This window comes from Streptomyces sp. NPDC021093, assembly GCF_044333135.1.
GTDB lineage: Bacteria > Actinomycetota > Actinomycetes > Streptomycetales > Streptomycetaceae > Streptomyces.
In genome coordinates this window covers 216,192-239,825 of the sequence record NZ_JBIRQJ010000016.1, presented here as the reverse complement: position 1 = coordinate 239,825, position 23,634 = coordinate 216,192, and the positions used below count along the sequence as shown (strand labels likewise).

Here is a 23,634-nt window from a genome sequence, read left to right as displayed (position 1 = left end):
ACCGCGGGCGGCGCTGCGGTGCCTCCGGGGTGCCGGGCCGTTCCGATGGCGTACAAAGACGGCTCTCCCGCTTGCCCCACCCTTTCGTCACCCCCCTAGACTGAACCTCCAGCAGGTGGCTCACGCTCGAAAGGCGCCCCCGTGTCCATCGGCAACTCTCCAGACTCTCCCGGCAACGCACCTGAAGACGACCGGCCCTCGATCGGTCGTGCACTCCAGCAGGCCCGGATCGCCGCAGGTCTGACGGTCGATGAAGTCAGTACGTCGACCCGGGTGCGCATTCCGATCGTCCACGCCATCGAGGCGGACGACTTCTCCCGCTGCGGCGGCGACGTCTACGCCCGTGGCCACATCCGTACGCTCGCGAGCGCGGTCGGACTCGATCCTTCCGCACTCGTCGCGCAGTACGACGGCGAACACGGCGGGCGGCCCGCACCGACGCCCGCCGCCCCGCTCTTCGAGGCGGAGCGGATCAGGCCAGAGCCGCGCAGGCCCAACTGGACCGCCGCGATGGTCGCGGCGATCGTCGCGGTGGTCGGCTTCGTCGGCTTCACGATGTTCAGCGGCAACGACAAGCCGAGCGCCACTCGGAGCGTTGCCGAGGGTGCCACCGCCACCGCGCCTGCCCCGAAGCCCACTCCCACCAAGACCCCCGTCAAGCCCGCCGACCCCAAGCCCGACCCGACGGACAGCGCCATCGCGGCCGCCCCGAAGGACCGCGTCACGGTGAAGATGGTGGCGACCGGCAGCAAGAGCTGGGTCTCCGCCAGGGCGCAGAACGGCCGGCTGCTCTTCGACGGATTCCTCAAGAGGGGCGAGTCGAAGACCTTCACCGACCCCGAGCAGCTCGACGTGGTGCTCGGCGACGCCGACGCGATCCAGCTGTTCGTGAACGGCAAGGAGGTCCAGGACGACTTCCGGCCGGGCCAGGTCGAGCGGCTCACCTACACGAAGGGCGACCCCGCGGCCGGCTGATCCGAGGCTGTTCGCCGTAGGTCCTGCCGCGGGTCCTGTCGTACCTCCCGTCCGTACGTCGTCGCAGGTCGGGAAGGGGTAGTTCCGCGAGGGGCGCCGTGACGGCCCCTCGCGGCCCGGGTGTGCGCCGGGACAAAGTAGTCTTGAGTCCATGCCCGAACGCCGCACCGTCGCCCTTGTCACTCTTGGCTGCGCCCGTAACGAGGTGGACTCGGAGGAGCTGGCAGGCCGCTTGGCAGCGGACGGCTGGGACCTCGTAGAGAACGCCTCGGACGCGGACGTCGCAGTCGTCAACACCTGCGGATTCGTCGAGGCCGCCAAGAAGGACTCCGTCGACGCCCTGCTCGAAGCCAACGATCTGAAGGATCACGGCAGGACCCAGGCCGTCGTCGCCGTGGGCTGCATGGCCGAGCGGTACGGCAAGGACCTCGCGGAGGCTCTGCCGGAAGCCGACGGCGTCCTCGGCTTCGACGACTACGCCGACATCTCCAACCGCCTCCAGACCATCCTCAACGGTGGCAGTGTCGAGGCCCACACCCCGCGCGACCGGCGCAAGCTGCTCCCGATCAGCCCCGCCGAGCGCCAGTCCGCCGACGTCTCGCTGCCGGGGCACGCGCAGGAGGCCGCTCCGGCCCCCGCGGACCTGCCGGAAGGCGTCGCCCCCGTGTCGGGCCCGCGCGCGCCGCTGCGCCGCCGCCTGGGCACCAGCCCGGTCGCCTCGGTGAAGCTGGCGTCCGGCTGCGACCGGCGCTGCTCGTTCTGCGCCATTCCGTCCTTCCGCGGCTCCTTCATCTCGCGGCGCCCCAGCGACGTGCTCCAGGAGACGCGCTGGCTGGCCGAGCAGGGCGTCAAGGAGGTCATGCTGGTCTCCGAGAACAACACCTCGTACGGCAAGGACCTCGGTGACATCCGGCTCCTGGAGACCCTGCTGCCCGAGCTGGCCGAGGTCGAGGGCATCGAGCGGGTGCGGGTCAGCTACCTCCAGCCCGCCGAGATGCGGCCCGGCCTGATCGACGTCCTGACGTCGACGCCGAAGGTCGCCCCGTACTTCGACCTGTCCTTCCAGCACTCGGCGCCCGGTGTGCTGCGTGCGATGCGCCGCTTCGGGTCCACCGAGCAGTTCTGGGAGCTGCTCGAAACCATTCGCAGCAAGGCGCCGCAGGCCGGTGTGCGGTCCAACTTCATCGTGGGCTTCCCCGGCGAGTCCGAGGAGGACTTCGCGGAGCTGGAACGCTTCCTCACCGGTGCGCGCCTGGATGCCATCGGCGTGTTCGGCTACTCGGACGAAGAGGGAACCGAGGCGCTCACGTACGAGAAGAAGCTCGACGCGGACACGATCGCGGAGCGGCTCGCGCACATCTCCCGGCTCGCGGAGGAGCTCACCGCCCAGCGGGCGGAGGAGCGGCTCGGCGAGACGCTGGAGGTGCTCGTCGAGTCCATCGACGAGGAAGACGGTGCGATCGGCCGTGCGGCGCACCAGGCGCCGGAGACGGACGGCCAGGTGGTCTTCACGACCAGCCACGGCTTGACGCCCGGTCGTATGGTCGTGGCAAAGGTGGTCGGTACCGAGGGCGTGGACCTCGTCGCCGAGCCGCTGCCCGGTGCAGGCGACGGCAGCACCAGCGAGGTCCCTGAGGAGGCGGCCAGATGAGCGGAATCCCGGCGTCCGCGACGGGCGGTACCGGCAGGTCGACGCCGGTGACCGGCGGAAAGCTGGGAGCCGCGGCCGTGAGTCAGGCCAGTCTGTGGAACATCGCCAACATCCTGACGATGCTGCGGCTGGTGCTCGTGCCGGGCTTCGTGATGCTGCTGCTCGCCGACGGCGGGTACGACCCGATCTGGCGGGCGTGGGCCTGGGCGGCGTTCGCCGTCGCCATGATCACGGACGTCTTCGACGGACATCTGGCGCGTACGTACAACCTGGTCACGGACTTCGGGAAGATCGCCGACCCGATCGCTGACAAGGCGATCATGGCGGCGGGCCTGATCTGTCTGTCGGGGCTCGGTGACCTGTCGTGGTGGGTGACCGGGGTGATTCTCTTCCGCGAGCTCGGGATCACGCTGATGCGGTTCTGGGTGATCAGGCACGGGGTGATTCCGGCCAGCCGCGGCGGCAAGATGAAGACGCTCGCGCAGGGCACGGCGGTGGGCATGTACGTGCTCGTGCTGACCGGGCCGCTGGCCACGTTCCGGTGGTGGGTGATGGCGGTGGCCGTGGTGCTGACGGTGGTCACCGGGCTGGATTACGTACGACAGGCGATCGTGCTGCGGCGGGCGGGGCTCGCGGCGGAGCGGGCCGCTCGGTGAGTTCTGGTTCTTCTTCGGGCGGTTCCGGTGCCGGATCTGGTGCCGGTTCCGGTCCTTCTTCGGGTTCCGGCCCTTCGTCGGGTTCCGGCCCTTCTTCTGGTTCCGGCCCTTCTTCTGGTCCGGTCTCCGGGCCGGGTGCGGCTTCTGAGCGGGATCCGGCTTCCGGGCCGGGCGCGGAGAGTGCCGCCGGGGTTCTGGCGGCGCTGGGTGCGCGGGGTGAGACCCTCGCCGTCGCCGAGTCGCTGACCGGGGGACTGGTGGCGGGCGCGCTCACGGGCGTGCCCGGGGCCTCGAAGGTTTTCCGGGGATCCGTGACCGCCTACGCGACCGAGCTGAAGCGGGACCTCCTCGGCGTCGCGCCGGACCTGCTGCGGGAGCGCGGCGCGGTGGACGCCGGGGTCGCGCAGCAGATGGCGGAGGGTGTACGCCGGGTGCTGGGAGCCGACTGGGGGATCTCCACGACCGGCGTCGCGGGGCCCGAGCCGCAGGACGGACAGCCCGTCGGCACGGTTTTCGTGGCGGTCGCGGGGCCCGGCGGGGCCGGGAAAGTGGCCGCACTGCGGTTGAACGGCAGCCGTGCGGACATTCGTAGAGAGAGTGTGCGGGAAGTCTTCGAGCTGCTCGCAGGTGAACTGGTCGAAAATGTGCGGGCACAGGATACGGAACACAACGGGGGAACTTGATGTTTGCAGCCCTGAGTGAACACGACATCGCTCCCCGCACGGCCGCACCGCGAGGCGGTACGGTGGGGCGTGAAGGATGCGGCTACGCGGTCCGAGGAGGGAGCCACCGATGATTCTGCTCCGTCGCCTGCTGGGTGACGTGCTGCGTCGGCAGCGCCAGCGCCAGGGCCGTACTCTGCGCGAAGTCTCCTCGTCCGCCCGGGTTTCGCTCGGCTATCTCTCCGAGGTGGAGCGGGGGCAGAAGGAGGCATCCTCCGAGCTGCTTTCCGCGATCTGCGACGCGCTTGATGTACGGATGTCCGAGCTCATGCGGGAAGTGAGCGACGAACTCTCCCTGGCCGAACTGGCTGCGTCGGCTGCGGCCGGCGAGACGCCGGTGCGCCAGCCAGTACGACCGATGCTCAATTCGGTCTCTGTGACGTCGGTGACCGGTGTGTCCGGTGTGCCGACCGAGCGAGTGACGATCAAGGCACCTGCGGAAGCGGTGGACGTCGTCGCTGCCTAGCGAATGAAGTAGTGCTGCCTGTACTGAAGTGGTGCTGCCTGTGCCGGAGCCCCGGCCGATCCCGTTCTGCGGGTCGGCCGGGGCTCCGGCTTTTTGCGTTCCTCGCGAGGGTGCCGCTTCGTTTTGGTCGCTTTCTTACCCTGAATAACCGAATTGGATCAGTTGTGGCAGGGTTGGGGGTGCTGATGCAGGTTTCTGTGATGTCTGAGGAGGACGCTGCATGTCTGTCGTGAAGAGCACCCTGCCCGAGGCCGACCTCAAGGTGGTCGGCGAGGCGCTGCAGGGGGCGCTGGTGGATCTGGTGGACCTGTCGCTCGTCGCCAAGCAGGTCCACTGGAACGTGGTGGGACCGCGATTCCGTTCCGTGCACCTTCAGCTCGACGACGTGGTGGCTTCGGCGCGACTGCACTCCGACTCGGTCGCCGAGCGGGCCTCCGCGCTCGGGATCAACCCGGACGGGCGGGCCGCTACGGTCTCCGCTTCGAGCGCCGTCAAGGAGACGCCGACGGGCTGGATCAAGGACACCGACGCGGTGCGGATCCTGGTGGACGCGCTCGGCGCGGTGATCGTCGGGATGCGCGAGCGCATCGACGTGACCGGCGATCCGGACCCGGTGACCCAGGACCTGATCATCGGGCTGACGGCCGACCTGGAGAAGCATGCCTGGATGTTCCAGGCGGAGAGTGCGGCGTAGGGCGTGGGGTGTGTGGCGGTGTGAGTCTGGGTCTGGTCCTGGGTCTGGGGCTGAGGCTGAGCCAGGGTCTGGGTCTGAGTCGTACGGGGTTGGATGTGTGCCCGGTGCGCGGTGAGTGCTTCGGGCGCTCCCGATGCATTCGGCGCTCCCGGTGCACCCGGTGCGCCCTCCCGTACGGGATTGCCCGCGTCTAGCGTCGGCCGGAGGAGGCAGCCATGGTGCGGCGCGAGTTCTGGGGGAGCCGGGGGCCGCGGGGGCGTTGGGTGTTGCTGCTGGGGACACTGGGGCTGGTGTTGGGCGGGGTGTGGTGGTGGGCGGTGCTTCGGCTACTGCTCCTCCCCGAGGGGACAGGAGTGGTGGAAGGGGCGGTGGCCGCAGGCGGGTGGGGGCTGAGTCTGCTGCCGGTGCATGTGGCGGCTCGGGGGCCGGGGCGGGCGCGGGCGCGAGCGGCGGATGATGCGCGGGGGCCCGCTTCTGGGCGGGTGGGTCCAGCTGCTTCGTCCGGGGGAGCGGCCCCTTCTGGGCGGGGGCCTGCTTCTGGGCGGGTGGCCTCTTCCGGGCAGGTTCAGAAGTGTGGCTGGTTCACCAAGGCATGGCGACGCCGCCGTTGGGGCGGAGGATCTGGCCCGTCGTGAAGGCGGCGGCGTCGGAGGCGAGGTGCAGGACGGCGTGCGCGACGTCCTCGGGTTCGCCGACTCGGCCGAGTGGGGTGATGCGCGTCATGACGGCTTCGGCGCTGTGCTGGAGCGTGGCGTCGTGGCGGTCGGTCATGGGTGTGCGTACCCAGCCGGGGGCGACGGCGTTGACGCGGATGCCGTGCGGGCCCAGCTCGGTGGCGAGCGTCTTCGTGAGCTGGACGACCGCGGCCTTGGCCGCGCTGTAGCAGAACAGGCCGGCGTTGGCGGAGTCGATGGCGCCCGAGGCGACAGTGATGATGCTGCCGGGGGGCCTGGGGTTCTCCGGGCTGTCGGTGGACCCGGGGCTCGCCGTGAGCATGGTGCGGGCTGCTTCCTGGCAGGCGTACAGGACTCCCTTGAAGTTGACGGCGAGGACCCGGTCGAGGTCTTCGTCGGTGGTGTCCAGGACGCTGCTGGAGTGCATGATTCCGGCGGCGGCGACGAGGATGTCGATACGGTCGGCGGCCGTTATGGCCTCCCGGAGGCGGGGGCGGTCCGTCACGTCGAGGGTGTGGGTGGCAGCGGCCCCGCCGGTCTTGGCGACCCGGCGGGCGGTCTCGGCCAGACCCGCCTCGTCGCGGTCCGCGCAGTGGACTGTGGCGCCCGCTGCGGCGAGCAGTTCGGCGGTGGCGCGGCCGATACCGCTCGCGGCGCCGGTGACGAATGCGGTGCGGCCGGTGAGGTCGTACGCCTGGAGTCGTACGGGGAGAGCCATGGGCCGACCGTACGATTGGATCTGACGGTGCGTCAATTGGTAGGGCCCGACTGGCAGTTCGGGCACCAGTAGGTCGGGCGGTCGCGGGTTCCGTCGCCCTGGTCGGCCTTGCGGACCGGCGTCGCGCAGCGGAGGCAGGGTCGGGACTCGCGGCCGTAGACGTAGAGGCGGTCGGGGGTGTGGGTGGGGTGGGCGGCGCGGGTGGTGGCCGAGGTGCGTGGGGTGGTGGTCGTGCGGCGGTCGGGGCGGTCCTTGTTCGCGTCGAGCAGGCGGTGGGCGGTGGCGACCAGGCGGGCGGGGACGTCGGGGGCGAGGGCGCCGACCGGGAGCCAGGGGGTGACCCGGGCGAGGAAACAGAGCTCGGACTTGTAGACGTTCCCGATGCCCGCGAGATTCCTTTGGTCGAGGAGGGCTTCGCCCAGGGGGCGCTCGGGGGCGGCGAGGAGGTTGCGGACGGCCTGGTCCTGGAGAGCGGTACCCCAGCTGGGGGAGAGGAGATCCGGGCCCAGGTGGCCGATGGCGGTGGCTTCGTCGGCGGTACGGAGGAGTTCGAGGACGGGGAGGCGGTAGCCGACGGCGGTGGCGTCGGTGTTCTGGAGGATGGCGCGGATCTGGTGGGCGGGCCCGCCGCGCCAGGGTTCGCCGGGGGTGTAGATCCGCCAGGAGCCGTCCATGCGGAGGTGCGAGTGGAGGGTGAGGCCGCCGTCGATACGGGTGAGGAGGTGCTTGCCGTACGAGGTGACGTCGAGGACCGTGCGGCCGGTGAGGTCGGCGGTGGCGAAGCGGGGGACGCGGAGGTCCGCGTGGGTGAGGGGGCGGCCGGCGAGGGCGGTGTGCAGACGGTGGGCGGCTTGCCGGACGGTGTCTCCTTCGGGCATGTGTCCATGATGGGGGGAAATAGGGGCAAGGGGGAGGAGGGGGATGGGGGAGGAGGGGTGTTCGGTCCTGTGCCCTTGGGTCGGTGTGGCGGTGTGCCGGTCGGGAGCGGGTGTGGGACGGAGCGGGAGGGGGCGCTCCGCGTGGGGGCCGCCCTCTTGCCCACCCGTACCGCCCGGGGGGGGCGGCCCCGCTGCCCAAGGAGGCTAGGGGGTGGGGGTAGGGGTTGGGGGCGTGCCCGAGGGGGCTTGGGGTGAGTGGGGAGTCAGGGGCGGATGCGGAGGCCTCTGGGGGTGGCGTGGAAGCCGGCTGATTCGAGGGTGCGGCCGAGAGGTGAGGTGAGGGCGGGGGTGTTGTTGATGCGCTCGACGGTGACCGTGCCGAGCGCTCCTGCGCGGGCCGATGCGGTCAGGGCGTCGGCTGCGGCGCGGAGGCGGTCGTCGGGGGCCTCCGGGACGGCTGGGGTGGTCGGGGTGTGCGGGACGGCCAGAGTGTGCGGGGAGGTCGGGGTGGGGTCGGTGTTGGGGGATTCTGGCAGGTCGGGGTGGGTTGGCCAGGCGAGGAGGGTCTTGCCGCCGCGCTCCGTGTAGAGGGTCAGTTCGCCGTCGACCAGTACGACCAGGGACCCGGCCTTGCGGCCCGGCTTGTGGCCTACTCCGGCCGGTGGCTCGGGCCAGGGCAGGGCCGCGCCGTACGCATTGGCGGGGTCGGCGGCTGCCAGGACCACGGCCCGGTTCGGTGCGGCGCCCTCGGCACGGTCGCGGGCCGTCGCCGCCGCGCGGAGCCGGTCCACCGCGCCGTCCATCGCGAACTGGGCGGCGCCCAGGCCCTCGACGACGTAACCCCGCCGTGCCTGCCCGCTGTCCTCGAAGGCGGCGAGGATGCGGTAGATCCCGGAGAAGCCGCCTTCCACCCCCTCGGCGGCGACCGCGCCCCGCGTGACGACGCCGTGCCGGTCGAGGAGGGTGCGGGCGAGGGCGTGGGCCCGGTGGGTGGGATCGGGTTCGGCGGCGGGGAGCAGTGACCAGCGGCCTGCGACCGTGGGCGGTCCGGTCCGGGAGACGGGGCGGGCGGCTCCGGTGAGCGAGCCGTAACGGCCGCGCGGGACGGTGCGTTTCGCGCGGTGGGCCGTGGCGCCCGCCGTACGTCCGGAACCGAGGACGGCGCGCAGTGGGGCGAGCGTGTCGTTGGTGAGGCGTCCCGACCAGGCCAGGTCCCAGACGGCGTCGGCCAGTTGGGGGTCGGTGGCGTCGGGGTGCGTGGTCGCGCGGACCTGGTCGGCGATCTGGCGGAAGAACAGGCCGTACCCGCCGGAGAGCGCGGTGAGGACGGACTCGTGGAGTGCGGAGAGTTCGAGAGGGTGGGGCGGTGGGAGCAGCAGCGGTGCGGTGTCGGCGAGGTGGAGGGAGACCCAGCCGTCCTTGCCGGGCAGGGCGCCGGCACCTGCCCACAACACCTCGCCGGTGGTGGTGAGTTCGTCGAGGAGGGCCGGGGTGTATCCCGCGACGCGGGAGGGGAGTACGAGCTTCTCCAGGGCGGAGGCCGGGACGGCGGCGCCCTGGAGCTGCTCCACGGCACGGACCAGGCCGTCGATGCCGCGCAGGCCGTTGCCGCCGTAGTGCTGCCACTGGGGGAGGAAGGTGGCGAGGGCGGCGGGTGCGACCGGTTCGAGCTCCTGGCGCAGCGCGGCCAGGGACCGGCGGCGCAACCGGCGCAGGACCGTGGCGTCGCACCACTCCTGGCCGATGCCGGAGGGGTGGAACTCGCCCTGTACGACTCGGCCGCCCGCGGCCAGCCGGTGCAGGGCGCCGTCCGTGACCGCGGTGCCGAGGCCGAAGCGGGCGGCGGCCGTGGTGGACGTGAAGGGGCCGTGTGTGCGGGCGTACCGGGCGAGAAGGTCGCCGAGAGGGTCCTTGACGGGCTCGGTGAACGCCTCGGGGACGCCCACCGGCAGCGCGGTGCCGAGCGCGTCGCGCAGCCGTCCCGCGTCCTCGATCGCCGCCCAGTGGTCCGTCCCGGCGACGCGGACCCGGATGGCGCGGCGGGCGTCGGCGAGGTCGGCGGGCCACCGGGGGTCCGCGCCGCGCTCCGCCAACTCGGCCCCGGTGAGCGGGCCGAGGACGCGCAGCAGATCGGCGACGCCCTCGGCGTCCTTGACGCGGCGGTCCTCGGTCAGCCACTGGAGCTCCTGCTCCAGCTGGGTCAGGACGTCCGCGTCGAGCAGTTCGCGCAGCTCCGCCTGGCCGAGCAGCTCGGCGAGGAGGCGGGAGTCGAGCGAGAGTGCCGCCGCGCGCCGCTCGGCGAGGGGCGAGTCGCCCTCGTACAGGAACTGCGCGACGTAGCCGAAGAGGAGGGAGCGGGCGAAGGGGGACGGCTCGGGGGTGGTGACCTCGACGAGGCGGACGCGGCGGGCCTCGATGTCGCCCATCAGCTCGGTCAGGCCCGGTACGTCGAAGACGTCCTGGAGGCACTCGCGGACCGCCTCCAGGACGATCGGGAACGAGCCGAATTCGCTCGCCACCTGAAGGAGCTGGGAGGCGCGCTGACGCTGCTGCCAGAGCGGGGTGCGCTTGCCAGGGCTGCGGCGGGGGAGCAGCAGGGCACGGGCGGCGCACTCGCGGAACCTGGCGGCGAACAGGGCGGAGCCGCCGACCTGGTCGGTGACGATCTGCGCGACCTCGCCCTGGTCGAAGAGGGTGTCGGCGGCGCTGATCGGGGCCTGGTCGTTGTCGTACTCGGTGCCCAGGGGTTTCGCCGGGGCGTCCAGCGGGTCCAGACCCATCAGGTCGAGCCCCATCAGGTCCGCGTCCGGCAGGCGCAGCACGATGCCGTCGTCGGCATGCATCACCTGGGCGTCCATGCCGTACTTCTCGGAGAGACGGGCACCGAGCGCCAGCGCCCACGGGGCGTGCACCTGCGCGCCGAAGGGGGAGTGCACGACGACCCGCCAGTCGCCCAGCTCGTCACGGAACCGCTCGACGACGATCGTGCGGTCGTCCGGGACGTGACCCGCCGCGCGGCGCTGCTCGTCGAGGTAGGACAGGACGTTGTCGGCGGCCCAGTCGTCCAGGCCGGCCGCCCGGAGACGGGTGCGGGCCTTGTCGGGCTTCAGGCTGCCGATCTCGCGGAGGAACGCGCCCAGCGCGCGGCCCAGTTCGAGCGGGCGGCCCAGCTGGTCGCCCTTCCAGAAGGGGAGGCGTCCCGGCACGCCGGGGGCGGGGGAGACCAGGACGCGGTCGCGGGTGATGTCCTCGATGCGCCAGGACGTCGTCCCCAGGGTGAAGACGTCGCCCGCACGGGACTCGTAGACCATCTCCTCGTCGAGCTCACCGACCCGGCCGCCGCCCTTCTTCGGGTCGGACCCGGCCAGGAAGACGCCGAAGAGCCCGCGGTCGGGGATGGTGCCGCCCGAGGTGACGGCGAGCCGCTGCGCTCCCGGCCGGCCGGTGACCGTACCGGCGATGCGGTCCCAGACGACGCGTGGGCGCAACTCGGCGAATGCGTCGGAGGGGTAGCGTCCGGCGAGCATGTCGAGGACGGCGGTGAACGCCGACTCGGGCAGCGAGGCGAACGGGGCCGCGCGGCGGGCCAGCGCAAGGAGGTCGTCGGCCTGCCAGGTGTCCATGGCGACCATCGCGACGAGCTGCTGCGCCAGGACGTCGAGGGGGTTGGCCGGGACGCGCAGGGACTCGATGGAGCCGCTGCGCATCCGCTCGGTGACCACGGCCGCCTGGACCAGGTCGCCCCGGTACTTGGGGAAGACGACGCCGGTCGACACCGCGCCCACCTGGTGGCCCGCGCGGCCCACGCGCTGCAGGCCGGAGGCGACCGACGGCGGCGACTCGACCTGGATCACCAGGTCCACCGCGCCCATGTCGATGCCCAGTTCGAGGCTGGAGGTGGCGACGACGGCGGGCAGCCGGCCCGCCTTCAGGTCCTCCTCGACGAGCGCGCGCTGCTCCTTGGAGACCGAGCCGTGGTGCGCGCGGGCGAGGAGGGGAGGGGCACCCTGCGCGGCGCCGGCCTGGCCCATGAGTTCGGCGGGGGAACCGCCCTCGGGGAGGGCCTCGCCGGTGGCTCTCTCGTACGCGATCTCGTTCAGCCGGTTGCACAGGCGCTCGGCGAGGCGGCGGGAGTTGACGAAGACGATCGTCGAGCGGTGCGCCTGGACGAGGTCGGCGATCCGCTCCTCCACCTGCGGCCAGATGGACGGCTTGTCGCCCTGGTCGTCGTCCCTGGCGGGGGAGCCGCCCAGCTCGCCCATGTCCTCGACGGGCACCACCACCGACAGGTCGAAGACCTTGCCCGACGGCGGCTGGACGATCTCGACCCTGCGCTGCGGGGACAGGAAGCGGGCCACTTCGTCGACCGGGCGGACCGTCGCGGACAGGCCGATCCGGCGGGCCGGCCGGGGCAGCAGCTCGTCCAGCCGCTCCAGCGACAGGGCGAGGTGCGCCCCGCGCTTGGTGCCCGCCACGGCGTGCACCTCGTCCAGGATGACCGTCTCCACGCCCTCCAGGGCGTCGCGCGCGGAGGAGGTGAGCATCAGGAACAGCGACTCGGGGGTGGTGATCAGGATGTCCGGCGGCCTCGTCGCGATCGACCGGCGCTCGGCGGGCGGGGTGTCGCCCGAGCGGATGCCGACCCGGATGTCGGGCTCGGGCAGCCCCAGCCGCACGGACTCCTGTCGGATGCCGGTCAGCGGGCTGCGGAGGTTGCGCTCGACGTCGACGGCGAGGGCCTTCAGCGGCGAGATGTACAGCACCCGGCAGCGCTTCTTCGCGTCCGCGGGCGGAGGAGTGGACGCGAGCCTGTCGAGCGAGGCCAGGAAGGCGGCGAGCGTCTTGCCCGAGCCGGTCGGGGCGACGACCAGCACGTCCGCGCCCTCGCCGATGGCCCGCCAGGCGCCTTCCTGCGCCGCGGTGGGCGTACGGAAGGCTCCCGTGAACCAGCTGCTGGTCGCGGGGGAGAACGAATCGAGCGCGGTCTTGGCCATGTCCCCCATCGTGCACCGTGCCACTGACAACGCGGGGGTGGCGGGGCGGCCCCGGGCCTTCTTGCGCCGCAGAGCCGGGGTCGCCATCATCCTGGACATGCCAGAGGGCCCGCGCGATCTGATTCTGACCGACGGTGATCTCCCCGCCATGTTCCGTTCGGCCGACCGGGCGTCACTGGGCGGCCAGACGGACACGCTGCGCTGGTCCGCGCTGCAGCTGGCCCTGCTGATCGTCGGCGCCGTCCTGGGCGCCTTCGACTTCACCACCGAGGGCGGGCTCAACCTGAGTTCCCTGATGGCGGCCTGCGCGCTCGCCGTGTCGTTGGTCCCCGGGCTCTGGCTGACCCTGCGCAACCCCCAGCGCGGGTGGTACCAGGGGCGGGCGGCGGCCGAGTCGATACGTACCCTCTCGTGGAAGTACGCGGTACGGGCGGAACCCTTCGCCGGGACCGAAGCCGCGGCGGAGGAACGGCTGTTGCAGGACATGGCGGCCATCCGGCAGGACCTGCTGGACGTGGGCTGGTCGGACGGTTCGGGCGGCCCCGACGAGATCACCGAGAAGATGCGGCGGGTGCGCGGCCGTCCGCTGGCCGCGAGGCACCGGGTGTACATCGAAGGCCGCCTGGACGTGGAGCACGACTGGTACGCCCGGAAGGCCGCACGGTTCAGCCGGGTGGCACACCGCTGGGCGGCCGTCACCTTCGTCGCCACGGTGGCGGGGCTGGGCGGCGGCTTCCTGAAGGGGTTCGGCGTGGTCGACTACGACGGCCTGGGCAGCGCCTCGGCCATCGCCGCCGCGGGCACCGCGTGGCTGCAGCTGAAGCAGTACCGGCCGCTGGCCGCGGCATACGCGCTCACCGCCAGGGAACTGCTGCAGGTCAAGGCAGGACTTGTCGACTTCTCCGGAAGCGAAGCGGAATGGGCGCGTCGTTGCAGCGAGGCCGAGGACGCGATCTCCCGTGAGCACACCATGTGGCTGGCACGCCGGGAAGCGGCCTGAACCGGCCGTTTCCGTAACGGTTTTGGGCTCTACCCGAGAGTTCAGCCGCCTTGCTACAGTTTCGGTGACGCCGTCTCGGCGTATGCGGAGGGGGCGACGATGAGGGTATTCATCTCGTACAGCCACAGCAACAAGTCGTATGCGGACCGCGTCATTCGCCAACTGAAATCGGCGCGATTCGACGTGCTTGTCGACCGGGACGCACTTCAGGCCGGCCAGGACTGGCGCAACGAGTTGTTACGGCTGATCCGGTCGTCGGAAGCGATCCTCGTCATTCTCACGGAATCCGCGCGTATTTCCGAGGAAGTCACCTCGGAATGGGCCTATGCGCTCGGAGTGGGTGTTCCGGTCTTCCCGCTGCGCTTTGAATCGACGGCGCGCCCTTCTCGCCTCGATCATCTGCACAGTTTCAACTTCCAGCGCCACTCGGCCCCGTGGGGCGACCTCATCAGCACTCTCAACTCCTTGCCCACCACTCCTCGTGACTTCACCGAGGGGTTCGAGGTCGTACAGAATGCCGCCCGGCACATCCGGGAGAACCTCGATTTCCGCAGCAACAGGTGTTTCCGGCACATAGTGAGCCAGTCGCTCCGGGAGATGGGCAGCCAGCTGGAACTCCTCGGTGACGGATCGCAGTATTTGGTGCCCGCCACCCAGTACGCGCACTACCTGCTTTCCGTCCAGCGCGTCATGAACGCACGGGTCAAGGCGCTCGCCCTGGTGGACCAGGAGGAGCTCTTCTGGCAGCAGGGGCTGGGGCGGGAGATCAATGAGACGTCACAGCCGGAAAGCATTCGGGTCTATGCCTTCAATGCGAACAGTGACTTCCACCGCATGTACGAAACCCTCGTCTACTACGCCTCGGTGTACCGGGTCTATGCCATCAGCTACGAGCACCTGGTGGCCAAGTTCGGCGCCTTCGGCAAGGATTTCTCCGTCATAGAGGTGGACGGGGACAGGATCCTGGGCACGTACTCCGGTTCGGCCAGAGAGAAAGTCATGAGATTCTCCGCCGATCTGAACGAGGTGGTCGATCACGACCGGGTATTCGAAAAGATCGTCTCCGTGTCGTGCCAGATAGGCGCGGAGGCCCGCGGCGGTGTCGAAGCGATGAGCCAGCAGATATTCGAGGACTGGAAGATTACCCCGCTCATGCTCAGGACCGCGGAGATGTCCCTCTACATCGCCATTGACGACTACGACGAGTTCGAAGAGCGGCACGCCTACTACATCGAGATGATGAACGAGATGCTGGAGGTCTTCCGGGCTCGCCGACGCAGTGTCGGATACACCGGACCGGGGGAGCGCTGCCGGGTCCTGGAACTGGGTGCCGGTACGGGGATATTCACCCGCCGCCTGGTGGGCGAGAGCGAAGTCGACTGCACCGCGGTCGAGATCGACTTCGCCTGCAGCAACAAACTGGAGCGCAATCTGCGCGCGCACGCGAATGCCGTCGCGGTCAACGCCGACAGCCGTACGTACGTGGCCGACAGTGAGGAGGACCGCTTCCAGTTCGTCTTCTCCTCCTTCGCGGACCATCACATCAACCCGGCCGACAAGGCCCGCTACTTCAACAACATCAAGCAGAACCTCGCCACCGGCGGCCGCATCATCGTCGGTGACGAATTCCTCCCGGAATACGATCCGGAGGACCCCGACGACTGGCGGGACGCACTCCGCCGCTACCACGGGCACATCATGAACTGTTCCGCCGAGCGGGCCGACGAGCACGAGGAACGCGGAGAGCCGGAAGGGGCCCACGCGCACCGCGAGTTGATCCAGCTGGAATCCGCGGCCCTGCAGTCGGGGCTGACCCGGCAGGGGGACTTCAAACTGTCCCGTTCGCTGTACGAGCACATTCTGGAAGAGCAGGGATTCCAGTTCCGGTCGAAGAAGATCGGCCCGGTCGACGACGATTCGGTGGGCGGAATCTACGTGTACGAGCTGTGGCTGGACGAGGTGGCCTCCGGGCACGGAGCACCTTTCGGGTCCTGAGCCGCAGCCCTTTCCGGCACCCTCGGGCAGCCCCTCCCGGCACCCTCTTGAGGTGCCCTCCTCCGGAACCTCCTTCCCGGTGCCCCCTTCTGTGCCCTCTCCCGGTGCCGCCCTCTTGGTGCCTCCCTCTCGGTCAGTCGATGGCACGCCCGTACGCCCGGAGCGTGCGCAGCGCCTCGATGGTCACCAGGGGGCGCGCCTCCAGCACCGCCCCCGGTGCCCACGCCCGCCACCGGAGCGGCCAGCCGCCGTCCTCCTGCTGCTCCGCCGCCAGGAAGTCCAGGGAGCGTGCCATCTCCTCGTCGGTGAACCAGCCGCGCGCCAGGGAGTCCGGCACACGTGCGTAGTCGTACGCGAAGTGGTGCTCGCCGGGGGCGTAGCCGGGCGCCACCGGCATCCGGTCGCGCCCGGCCGGGTCCAGCACCACCAGCCCCTGCTCGCGCGCCAGCCGGCCGAGCCGGTCCGCGGCGGCCTGGGCGCGGGAGCGGTCCGGGACGCCGTCCAGGAACGCGACGGCGGCCTGGATCTCGTACGGATGCGACGTCCTGAGCGACTCCACGGCGGCCCAGCAGAAGTCGGTGGCCCGGAACAGCCAGGCGTGCCACACCTCGTTGCGGTGCAGCAGCCCCACCACCGGACCCGTCGCCAGCAGCTCGCTCGGCGGATCGTCCAGGACGGGGACGAAGGGCGCGGCCGGATAGCCCCGCTGCGAGGGGTGCACGGCGGGCAGCGCGCCGTCCTTCGCCGACACCTCGGTCAGATAGCGGCAGATGCGCTCCACGCGCGTGCCGCCGCACCGGCCGATGGACTCCAGCACGCGCAGTGCGTGCGCCGTGTGCAGCGGCTGGCTCACCGGGCCCCGCAGATCGGGCTCCAGCGCGTGGCCAAAACCACCGTCCTCTCCCAGGTACGCGGTGAGCGCGGTCTCGACCTGATCCGCACCGCCGCCGAGGAAGTGGTAAGCGAAACGCCGCTGCTCCAGGACCCGGGCGGTCAGCCAGACGAAGTGCTCGGCGCGGGCGAGGGGGGAAACTCCATTTCCAGCCATGTGCCGACGGTAGGGCGGATGGCGCGGGAGGCAAGGGGTGCGGACCGCTCTGCACTCTCAGGGGCGCGATACTGGTGTCATGCGGTTGACGATTTTCTGGGAGCGGATGGCGGCGCACTTCGGTGAGGGCTACGCCGATTCCTTCGCCCGCGACCATGTGATGTCCGAACTCGGCGGCCGTACGGTGTACGAGGCGTTCGACGCGGGCTGGGACGCGAAGAGCGTGTGGCAGGCCGTGTGCGGTGCGATGGACATCCCCCGGGACAGGCGCTGACCTCCGGGACAGGCACCGGGCGCCGGACGGGTACTCGTCCCCCTCGCGTACGCCACCGGTGCGGTGAGCTGCCTCTATGAGGTGACACGGGTGCGTCGTTGTCGTACTCATGAGTGACACTTGGCCCCGTGGCCCCGACTGATGAGAGCGCCCAGGACCGGGCGAGAACCCCGGATCCCGCGCAAGCCCAGGCAACCGACCGGCCGAGCACCGCACCCCCCGGGGCCGCGCCCACCGGACCGGCGCGCATGCCCCGCTGGCTGCCGCGCGCAATGGTGCTCGCCCTTGCCCTCTACGCCTGCTACCAACTCGGCGACTGGGCGTTCCACCAGCTCATCGCGCTGCTCCTGAACATCGTGATCGCCTTCTTCCTCGCCCTCGCGGTGGAGCCGGCGGTCGGGCGGATGGCGGCCCGGGGGATGCGCCGCGGCCTCGCCACCTTCCTGGTCTTCTTCGGCGTGATGATCGCGGGCCTCGGCTTCGTCGTGATGCTGGGATCGATGCTGGCCGGTCAGATCGTGGAGATGGTCGACGAGTTCCCCAAGTACCTGGACTCGGTGATCAGTTGGATCAACCACACCTTCAACACCGAGCTGTCCAGGGTCGAGGTGCAGGACAGCCTGCTGCGTTCCGACTGGCTGCAGAAGTACGTACAGAACAGCGCGAGCGGCGTTCTGGACGTCTCCACGACGGTGCTGGGCGGCCTGTTCAAGCTGCTGACGATCTTTCTGTTCTCGTTCTACTTCGCAGCCGACGGGCCCCGGCTGCGCCGTGCGCTGTGCTCCGTACTGCCGCCCGCCCGCCAGATGGAGGTGCTGCGCGCCTGGGAGATCGCCGTCGACAAGACCGGCGGCTACCTCTATTCGCGCGGCCTGATGGCCCTGATCTCGGGCATCGCGCACTACATCCTGCTGGTGATCCTCGGCGTGCCGTACGCGCCGGCGCTCGCGGTGTGGGTGGGACTGATCTCGCAGTTCATCCCGACCATCGGCACGTATCTGGCGGGCGCGCTGCCGATGCTGATCGCCTTCACGGTGAACCCCTGGTACGCGCTGTGGGTGCTCGGGTTCGTGGTCGTCTACCAGCAGTTCGAGAACTACATCCTGCAGCCCAAGCTCACCGCCAGGACGGTCGACATCCACCCGGCCGTCGCCTTCGGCTCGGTCGTCGCGGGCACCGCGCTGATGGGCGCGGTCGGCGCGCTCATCGCGATCCCGGCCGTCGCCACGCTCCAGGCGTTCCTGGGGGCGTACGTGAAGCGGTACGACGTGACCGACGACCCCAGGGTGCACGGCCATCGGAGCAGGAGGGCGTCGGCGCTGGCCCGGGTGCGGGTCGCCCTGCGCCGCGGCCGCGACGAACCGCAGCCGCCTCCGCCCGCGCCGGAGGACGACGCCTGAACCCCTGAGAGTGCCGCCGGGAGGCCCGCGGGTCTCACTTGACAGCAAAATCGAACATCCATTCTCATTGGTGGTCCGGCCCTGTGGTTCCGGTGGTTCTCACGGGGTTATCCACAGGTCAGGGCGGCGCCGAGGCCGATTGTCAGTGGCAGGCGTTAGCGTCATTGACGTGAAGCGATCGACTCAAGCAAATCGGGTGGAACCCATGGCAGCAGGCACCGACCGCGAGAAGGCGCTGGACACCGCCCTCGCACAGATTGAACGACAATTCGGCAAGGGCGCAGTGATGCGCCTGGGCGACCGGCCGAACGACCCCATCGAGGTCATCTCCACCGGGTCCACCGCCCTGGACATCGCCCTCGGCGTCGGCGGACTGCCGCGCGGCCGTGTGGTGGAGGTGTACGGACCGGAGTCCTCCGGCAAGACGACCCTGACGCTGCACGCCGTGGCCAACGCGCAGAAGGCCGGCGGCACCGTGGCCTTCGTGGACGCGGAGCACGCGCTCGACCCCGAGTACGCCAAGGCACTCGGCGTCGACACGGACAACCTGATCCTGTCCCAGCCGGACACCGGTGAGCAGGCGCTGGAGATCGTGGACATGCTGGTCCGCTCCGGCGCCATCGACCTGATCGTCATCGACTCCGTGGCGGCGCTCGTGCCGCGTGCGGAGATCGAGGGCGAGATGGGCGACTCGCACGTCGGTCTCCAGGCCCGGCTGATGAGCCAGGCGCTGCGCAAGATCACTGGTGCGCTGCACCAGTCCGGGACCACCGCGATCTTCATCAACCAGCTCCGCGAGAAGATCGGTGTGATGTTCGGCTCGCCGGAGACCACGACCGGTGGCCGCGCGCTCAAGTTCTACGCCTCGGTGCGTCTCGACATCCGCCGCATCGAGACCCTCAAGGACGGCACGGACGCGGTCGGCAACCGCACCCGCGTCAAGGTCGTCAAGAACAAGGTCGCGCCGCCCTTCAAGCAGGCCGAGTTCGACATCCTCTACGGCCAGGGGATCAGCCGCGAGGGCGGTCTGATCGACATGGGCGTGGAGCACGGCTTCGTCCGCAAGGCGGGCGCCTGGTACACGTACGAGGGCGACCAGCTCGGCCAGGGCAAGGAGAACGCCCGTAACTTCCTGAAGGACAACCCCGATCTCGCCGACGAGATCGAGAAGAAGATCAAGGAGAAGCTGGGCGTCGGCGTCAAGCCCAAGACGGACGCGCCCGAGGGCGAGTCCGGCGCGGACGCGGCGGGGGCCGCACCGGCCGCCGACGCGAAGTCCGTACCGGCTCCGGCGACCAAGGCCAAGACGGCCAAGGCCGCGGCGGCCAAGAGCTAGTCCGTGACCCGGAGAACGGACTGGCCGGGCAGCACGGACGACGAGCACGGCGGGTACGGCGAGTCCGCGGCCGGTGCCGCTCAAAGAGGCGGCGGCGGGCGCGGCGGCAGCGCGCGGCGTGAAGGACGTACGTGGCGTGACGGTGCCACGGGGCGCGACGGCGGAGCGGGGGAGGCTGGGGCACCCGACGGGCCTCCCAGCCTCCCCTGGTCCTCCCGGGACGCCGAGGGGCCGGGGGCGGCCGAGGGGTTCGGGGAGTCCGGGAGAGGCCGCAGAGGCACCCGGGGTTCCCGGTCCTCGCGTGGCTCCCGGGGCGCAGGGGGACCCGGGAGCACAGGGGACTCCCGGGGCTCCCGCGCTTCCGGAGACGGCGGGGACGGCGGGGACGGTGGGGAGAAGCCGCCCCAGGACCCGGCGGAGCGGGCGCGGTCGATCTGCCTGCGCCTGCTCACCGGCACCCCCCGTACCCGCAAGCAGCTCGCGGACGCCCTGCACAAGCGGGACATCCCCGAGGACGTCTCGGACGAGGTGCTGTCCCGCTTCGAAGAAGTGGGTCTGATCAACGACGCGGTGTTCGCGGACGCCTGGGTCGAGTCCCGCCATCACAGCAAGGGACTGGCCCGGCGGGCGCTCGCCCGTGAGCTGCGCACCAAGGGAGTCGAGCCGAGCCTGATCGACGAGGCCGTCGGGCAGCTCGACTCCGAGCAGGAGGAGGCGACCGCCCGCGAGCTGGTGGCCCGCAAGCTCCGTTCCACCCGAGGGCTGGAGCGGGACAAGCGGCTGCGCCGTCTCGCGGGGATGCTGGCCCGCAAGGGCTACCCGGAGGGCCTGGCCCTGCGGCTGGTCAGGCAGGCCCTGGAGGAAGAGGGCGAGGACACGGACGGCCTGGACTACGAGCCGTTCTGATCCCGGCTGCACAGTCCGGCCTGGCCCGGCACAGTCCGGCCCGGCACAGTCCGGCCCGGCTCGGACTTCGAGCCGTTGCGGCCAGGCCCGCGAGCCGTTTCCGACCAGGACCGGGTGTGCTCTGGCTCGGGCCGTGTGCCGCGTGTGCTGCCGCGGTTCGGTTCTCAGCGGGAGGTTGTTGTCCGCCGGACCCCCTGGGACCAGGGGGTCCGCGGGGCACGCCCGTACCCATGGCCCCGTATCCGTTGACCGGCCCCGTACGCGTTGACCCGAATCCGTCGCCCCGTACCTACTGCTCGTCCCGTACCGGCACGACGGGCAGGCCCGCCGTCCGCCATGCCTGGAATCCGCCGTCCAGGTCGGTGGCCCGGTGCAGTCCCAACTGCCGCAGGGACGCCGCCGCGAGACTCGACGCGTACCCCTCGTTGCAGATCACCACGACGCGCAGATCGTGCCCGGTGGCCTCCGCCGCCCGGTGACTGCCCTGCGGATCGAGCCGCCATTCCAGTTCGTTGCGCTCCACCACCAGCGCACCCGGAATCAGCCCGTCCAGTTCGCGCAGGGCCGCGTACCTGATGTCCACCAGCAGTGCCCCCGAGGCCGCGGCGTCGTACGCCTCCCGCGGTCCGACCCGGTCGAGACCTTCGCGCACCCGCTCCAGCAACTCGTCGATCCTCAGCGGACTCTGACGTTCACTCGTCTGTTCCGGCTCGCTCACTGCCACTCCTCCGGGCGCTCGACCTGCTCCAGGCGCAGTACCGCGCCCGTACGGCTGTACCGCCGCATCAGCGGCAGCGGCGGGTAGTAGGCGTGCACCGAGATCGCATGTGCCTCGTCCGACTCGTTGAGGACCTGGTGCACATGGTGTTCCCCGAAGGCGCGCCCCCGCCCGGTCCCCAACTGCCGTTCCCTGTCCACCCCGTCGGCCAGCTCCAGGGTCTTCCACCCCTCGGTGGGCAGCCGGGCGGCCAGGGACTGTTCGGTCAGGTCGCCCGCCGCCGTCGCGAACGCGCCGTGCGAGCCGCCGTGGTCGTGCCACCCGGTCCCGGTCCCCGGCGGCCAGCCGATCAGCCATGCCTCGCTGCCGCCGGGCCCGTCGAGACGTACCCAGGTACGTCCCTCCGGGTCGAGCGGAAGGGAGGCCACCAGTGCGGCGTCGGCCGCGGTGCGTCGTACGAAGTCGAGGAGTTCGGCGGGGGTGGGCGCCGTCCGCGTGGGAGCGGAGGCGCGGGCAGGGGTGCGTACGGGTGCGGGAAGAGACACGGGAAGACCGTCCTGAGAGGTTCGCGGGTACGCGCGGGTGCCCAGGGCCGGAAATCCTCGTAGCTCAAAAGGGCCCGAAGCCTCAAAGAGGTCGAGGTGGCAGCACGCCGCGCGGAGAGAAGGGGCGAATCAACAGGACGGGCGACAGACGCAGCCCGCGTAGCGGACCAGGTCCATATGGACCCTCCGCCACAGGCACACATCGGTGTCGCTCACGTTCCGGAGTACACCATGTGCGCCTGTGCCGGTCAATTGATGTCCGCGGTCCGATCGGTGGGCACGAGGGCGCCCGAAGCGTCGGCGGGCGCTTCGGCGGCCTCGGGAGCGCCCCCGCGCGCCGCGTCCGCCGCCGCGTGCAGCTCCGCCGGACGCACTCCGTCGAAGGCTGCGACGAGGTGCCCGTCCGGGCGTACGAGCAGCACGGTGTGGGCCGTCGCCCCCGGGTAGCCCTCGGCGACGAGGAGCTCCGCCGGCACGGGCAGGGCGGTCACCGCCGCGGCCAGCCGGGGCATCACGCCCGCCGACATCCAGTGCCGCCGGTCCCACACCCCGGTGCCCGGCGCGACCAGGACCACCAGCAGGTGTCCCTGCCCCAGCCGGTCCCGCAGGTGGACGGTGGTGCCGTCCGGCGCGGTCACCGGTACGTCCTCGACGGGCGCACCACTCGCGGTGGCGACGTCGGCCTCCGCGTCCCCGTGCGGTGGGGAGGCGAGCGGGGAGTGCGTGTAGACGGGCGGGGCACCCAGCGCGCCGCCGCCCAGATGGCCGTCCGCGAGCAGGCTGTCGTGGTTGCGCGCGGAGCCCGGCAGGACCGTGCGCAGCCCGCCGCCGCCCCGCAGGATCGGCAGCACCTGGTCGGCGGCGCGCAGCCGGGCCGCGACGGCGGTGCGCCGCTCCGCCTCATAGCTGTCGAGCAGGGTCGGGGAAGCCTCGTGGTGGTAGGCGTGCGCCAGCTTCCACGCCAGGTTCTCGACGTCCCGCAGGCCTTCGTCGACGCCCTGGGTGCCGAGCGCGCCCAGCAGGTGCGCCGCGTCCCCGGCGAGGAAGGACCGCCCCTCGCGCCAGCGTTGGGCGAGGCGGTGGTGCAGCGTGTACACGCCGGTGTCGATGAGTTCGTACGGGGGTGTCTCGCCGCACCAGCCGGCCAGGGTGTCGCGGATCCGGGACACCAGGGCGTCGGGGGTGACCAGGTCGCCGCGCGGCGGAAGCAGCCAGTCGAGGCGCCACACGCCGTCGGGGAGCGGGCGGGCCGTCACTTCGGGGCCGCCGACCGGCCAGGGTGGCTGGCGGTGCAGCAAAGTGGTGCCGGGCCACGGGAGTTCGGTGCGCAGGGCGGCGACGGCGTGCCGTTCGACGGCGGTACGGCCGGCGAAGCGGATGGCGAGGAGTTTGCGGACCGTGGAGCGGGCGCCGTCGCAGCCGACCAGGTAACTGCCGCGCCAGTACAGGTATCCCGGCTCGCGGGTGTGCACGGTGACACCCTTGGCGTCCTGCTCGATGGTGTCCACGCGCGCGAGCGTCGCCAGCTCGATCAGGGGGTGTGCGACGGCGGCGTCGTACAGCCCCTGGGTGAGGGTGTGCTGCGGAAGGTGCAGGGGGGCCGGGAACTCGCTGTCGTCACCGAGCGTTAGTTCTCGTACGACCTGCTTGCGCCGCATCGACCGCCAACCGGACCAGAGCGCCCCCTGGTCGAGGGCGGCGGTGCAGCCGAGCCGTCCGACCAGGGCCGCGGTGTCCGGCCGGAGCACCACGGTCCTGGCCGTGCGGGGTTCCTGTGTGCCGTCGCCCTCGTCGAGGACGACGGAGGGGACCTGCTGTGCGGCGAGGGACAGGGCGAGCGCGAGCCCGACCGGTCCGGCGCCGACGACGATCACCGGGTCCACGACGCGGCCCCTCCGCCCCGTACGGACAAGCGGAAAGCTGTACGAGAAGCCATACGTGAGGCTGTGGAAACCCGGTGCTCGATCACAGAACGTATGCAACC

General features: G+C 71.1%; 20 protein-coding genes. 12 read left to right on the top strand and 8 right to left on the bottom strand.

Annotated elements, in window-relative coordinates:
* The first annotated feature begins 141 nt into the window (after positions 1–141).
* From ACH4SP_RS38545 to ACH4SP_RS38520, 6 genes are all read left to right on the top strand, one after another.
* A complete protein-coding gene (locus tag ACH4SP_RS38545; protein ID WP_398422427.1) occupies positions 142–975 on the top strand; it encodes a helix-turn-helix domain-containing protein in 834 nt (277 codons plus the stop codon).
* Positions 976–1,126: 151 nt separating this feature from the next.
* On the top strand, positions 1,127–2,626 hold the full coding sequence (rimO, locus tag ACH4SP_RS38540) for a 30S ribosomal protein S12 methylthiotransferase RimO (RefSeq protein ID WP_398422425.1): 1,500 nt from the start codon (positions 1,127–1,129) through the stop codon (positions 2,624–2,626).
* Positions 2,623–3,282 carry a CDP-diacylglycerol--glycerol-3-phosphate 3-phosphatidyltransferase gene (pgsA, locus tag ACH4SP_RS38535; RefSeq protein ID WP_398422423.1) on the top strand — a complete coding sequence of 220 codons (660 nt, stop codon included), beginning with the start codon at positions 2,623–2,625 and terminating at the stop codon, positions 3,280–3,282. The genes rimO and pgsA overlap by 4 nt, the downstream gene beginning before the upstream one ends.
* A 194-nt stretch (positions 3,283–3,476) precedes the next feature.
* Positions 3,477–3,965 (top strand): CinA family protein, encoded by a 489-nt coding sequence (locus ACH4SP_RS38530; RefSeq protein ID WP_398422457.1) that lies wholly within the window; start codon positions 3,477–3,479, stop codon positions 3,963–3,965.
* Between the two features lie 109 nt (positions 3,966–4,074).
* Positions 4,075–4,470, top strand: a complete 396-nt coding sequence (locus ACH4SP_RS38525; RefSeq protein WP_398422421.1) for a helix-turn-helix domain-containing protein — start codon at positions 4,075–4,077, stop codon at positions 4,468–4,470.
* A 220-nt stretch (positions 4,471–4,690) separates the two neighbouring features.
* Positions 4,691–5,164 carry a Dps family protein gene (locus ACH4SP_RS38520; protein WP_398422419.1) on the top strand — a complete coding sequence of 158 codons (474 nt, stop codon included), beginning with the start codon at positions 4,691–4,693 and terminating at the stop codon, positions 5,162–5,164.
* A gap of 582 nt (positions 5,165–5,746) precedes the next feature.
* Here the strand turns inward: ACH4SP_RS38520 and ACH4SP_RS38515 are convergent.
* From ACH4SP_RS38515 to ACH4SP_RS38505, 3 genes are all read right to left on the bottom strand, one after another.
* Positions 5,747–6,556: an SDR family NAD(P)-dependent oxidoreductase gene (locus tag ACH4SP_RS38515; RefSeq protein WP_398422417.1), complete on the bottom strand. Its 810-nt coding sequence runs from the start codon at positions 6,554–6,556 to the stop codon at positions 5,747–5,749.
* A gap of 32 nt (positions 6,557–6,588) precedes the next feature.
* The gene (locus ACH4SP_RS38510; RefSeq protein WP_398422415.1) at positions 6,589–7,434 is read right to left on the bottom strand and encodes an Fpg/Nei family DNA glycosylase; all 846 of its coding nucleotides are present in this window, start codon (positions 7,432–7,434) and stop codon (positions 6,589–6,591) included.
* 263 nt (positions 7,435–7,697) lie between these two features.
* The gene (locus ACH4SP_RS38505; protein ID WP_398422414.1) at positions 7,698–12,428 is read right to left on the bottom strand and encodes a DEAD/DEAH box helicase; all 4,731 of its coding nucleotides are present in this window, start codon (positions 12,426–12,428) and stop codon (positions 7,698–7,700) included.
* A 97-nt stretch (positions 12,429–12,525) separates the two neighbouring features.
* Here ACH4SP_RS38505 and ACH4SP_RS38500 point away from each other — a divergent pair, with 97 nt between their 5' ends.
* Together ACH4SP_RS38500 and ACH4SP_RS38495 are read left to right on the top strand one after the other, a co-directional pair.
* Positions 12,526–13,428: a DUF4231 domain-containing protein gene (locus tag ACH4SP_RS38500; RefSeq protein ID WP_398422412.1), complete on the top strand. Its 903-nt coding sequence runs from the start codon at positions 12,526–12,528 to the stop codon at positions 13,426–13,428.
* A gap of 99 nt (positions 13,429–13,527) precedes the next feature.
* The gene (locus ACH4SP_RS38495; protein ID WP_398422410.1) at positions 13,528–15,423 is read left to right on the top strand and encodes a TIR domain-containing protein; all 1,896 of its coding nucleotides are present in this window, start codon (positions 13,528–13,530) and stop codon (positions 15,421–15,423) included.
* 133 nt (positions 15,424–15,556) lie between these two features.
* On the opposite strand, the gene ACH4SP_RS38490 is transcribed toward ACH4SP_RS38495, so the two are convergent.
* A complete protein-coding gene (locus ACH4SP_RS38490; protein ID WP_398422408.1) occupies positions 15,557–16,471 on the bottom strand; it encodes a hypothetical protein in 915 nt (304 codons plus the stop codon).
* A 79-nt stretch (positions 16,472–16,550) separates the two neighbouring features.
* Between ACH4SP_RS38490 and ACH4SP_RS38485 the strand changes: the two genes are divergently transcribed.
* The 4 genes from ACH4SP_RS38485 (at position 16,551) to recX (ending at position 20,387) form a co-directional block, all read left to right on the top strand.
* On the top strand, positions 16,551–16,745 hold the full coding sequence (locus ACH4SP_RS38485) for a DUF3046 domain-containing protein (protein ID WP_398422406.1): 195 nt from the start codon (positions 16,551–16,553) through the stop codon (positions 16,743–16,745).
* Positions 16,746–16,993: 248 nt separating this feature from the next.
* On the top strand, positions 16,994–18,145 hold the full coding sequence (locus tag ACH4SP_RS38480) for an AI-2E family transporter (protein ID WP_398422455.1): 1,152 nt from the start codon (positions 16,994–16,996) through the stop codon (positions 18,143–18,145).
* Positions 18,146–18,350: 205 nt separating this feature from the next.
* Positions 18,351–19,481, top strand: coding sequence for a recombinase RecA (recA, locus tag ACH4SP_RS38475; protein WP_398422404.1), 1,131 nt, complete (start codon positions 18,351–18,353; stop codon positions 19,479–19,481).
* A 3-nt stretch (positions 19,482–19,484) separates the two neighbouring features.
* Positions 19,485–20,387 carry a recombination regulator RecX gene (recX, locus tag ACH4SP_RS38470; protein WP_398422402.1) on the top strand — a complete coding sequence of 301 codons (903 nt, stop codon included), beginning with the start codon at positions 19,485–19,487 and terminating at the stop codon, positions 20,385–20,387.
* Between the two features lie 289 nt (positions 20,388–20,676).
* Here the strand turns inward: recX and ACH4SP_RS38465 are convergent, their stop codons facing one another.
* From ACH4SP_RS38465 to ACH4SP_RS38450, 4 genes are all read right to left on the bottom strand, one after another.
* Complete coding sequence (locus tag ACH4SP_RS38465) at positions 20,677–21,105, bottom strand: rhodanese-like domain-containing protein (protein ID WP_398422400.1); 429 nt, start codon at positions 21,103–21,105, stop codon at positions 20,677–20,679.
* Positions 21,102–21,650, bottom strand: a complete 549-nt coding sequence (locus ACH4SP_RS38460; RefSeq protein ID WP_398422398.1) for a cysteine dioxygenase — start codon at positions 21,648–21,650, stop codon at positions 21,102–21,104. Before ACH4SP_RS38460 ends, ACH4SP_RS38465 begins: the two co-directional genes overlap by 4 nt.
* A gap of 129 nt (positions 21,651–21,779) precedes the next feature.
* Positions 21,780–21,851, bottom strand: coding sequence for a putative leader peptide (locus ACH4SP_RS38455; protein WP_316247164.1), 72 nt, complete (start codon positions 21,849–21,851; stop codon positions 21,780–21,782).
* Positions 21,852–21,898: 47 nt separating this feature from the next.
* Positions 21,899–23,533 (bottom strand): FAD-dependent monooxygenase, encoded by a 1,635-nt coding sequence (locus ACH4SP_RS38450; RefSeq protein ID WP_398422396.1) that lies wholly within the window; start codon positions 23,531–23,533, stop codon positions 21,899–21,901.
* Between the last annotated feature and the right edge of the window lie 101 nt (positions 23,534–23,634).

Coding starts and splice junctions, on each gene's coding strand:
- ACH4SP_RS38500 (WP_398422412.1), top strand. CDS start 12,526: ATGCCAGAGGGCCCGCGCGATCTGATTCTGACCGACGGTGATCTCCCC.
- pgsA (WP_398422423.1), top strand. CDS start 2,623: ATGAGCGGAATCCCGGCGTCCGCGACGGGCGGTACCGGCAGGTCGACG.
- ACH4SP_RS38525 (WP_398422421.1), top strand. CDS start 4,075: ATGATTCTGCTCCGTCGCCTGCTGGGTGACGTGCTGCGTCGGCAGCGC.
- ACH4SP_RS38485 (WP_398422406.1), top strand. CDS start 16,551: ATGCGGTTGACGATTTTCTGGGAGCGGATGGCGGCGCACTTCGGTGAG.
- ACH4SP_RS38505 (WP_398422414.1), bottom strand. CDS start 12,428: ATGGCCAAGACCGCGCTCGATTCGTTCTCCCCCGCGACCAGCAGCTGG.
- ACH4SP_RS38495 (WP_398422410.1), top strand. CDS start 13,528: ATGAGGGTATTCATCTCGTACAGCCACAGCAACAAGTCGTATGCGGAC.
- ACH4SP_RS38520 (WP_398422419.1), top strand. CDS start 4,691: ATGTCTGTCGTGAAGAGCACCCTGCCCGAGGCCGACCTCAAGGTGGTC.
- ACH4SP_RS38490 (WP_398422408.1), bottom strand. CDS start 16,471: ATGGCTGGAAATGGAGTTTCCCCCCTCGCCCGCGCCGAGCACTTCGTC.
- recA (WP_398422404.1), top strand. CDS start 18,351: ATGGCAGCAGGCACCGACCGCGAGAAGGCGCTGGACACCGCCCTCGCA.
- ACH4SP_RS38515 (WP_398422417.1), bottom strand. CDS start 6,556: ATGGCTCTCCCCGTACGACTCCAGGCGTACGACCTCACCGGCCGCACC.
- ACH4SP_RS38480 (WP_398422455.1), top strand. CDS start 16,994: ATGCCCCGCTGGCTGCCGCGCGCAATGGTGCTCGCCCTTGCCCTCTAC.
- rimO (WP_398422425.1), top strand. CDS start 1,127: ATGCCCGAACGCCGCACCGTCGCCCTTGTCACTCTTGGCTGCGCCCGT.
- ACH4SP_RS38510 (WP_398422415.1), bottom strand. CDS start 7,434: ATGCCCGAAGGAGACACCGTCCGGCAAGCCGCCCACCGTCTGCACACC.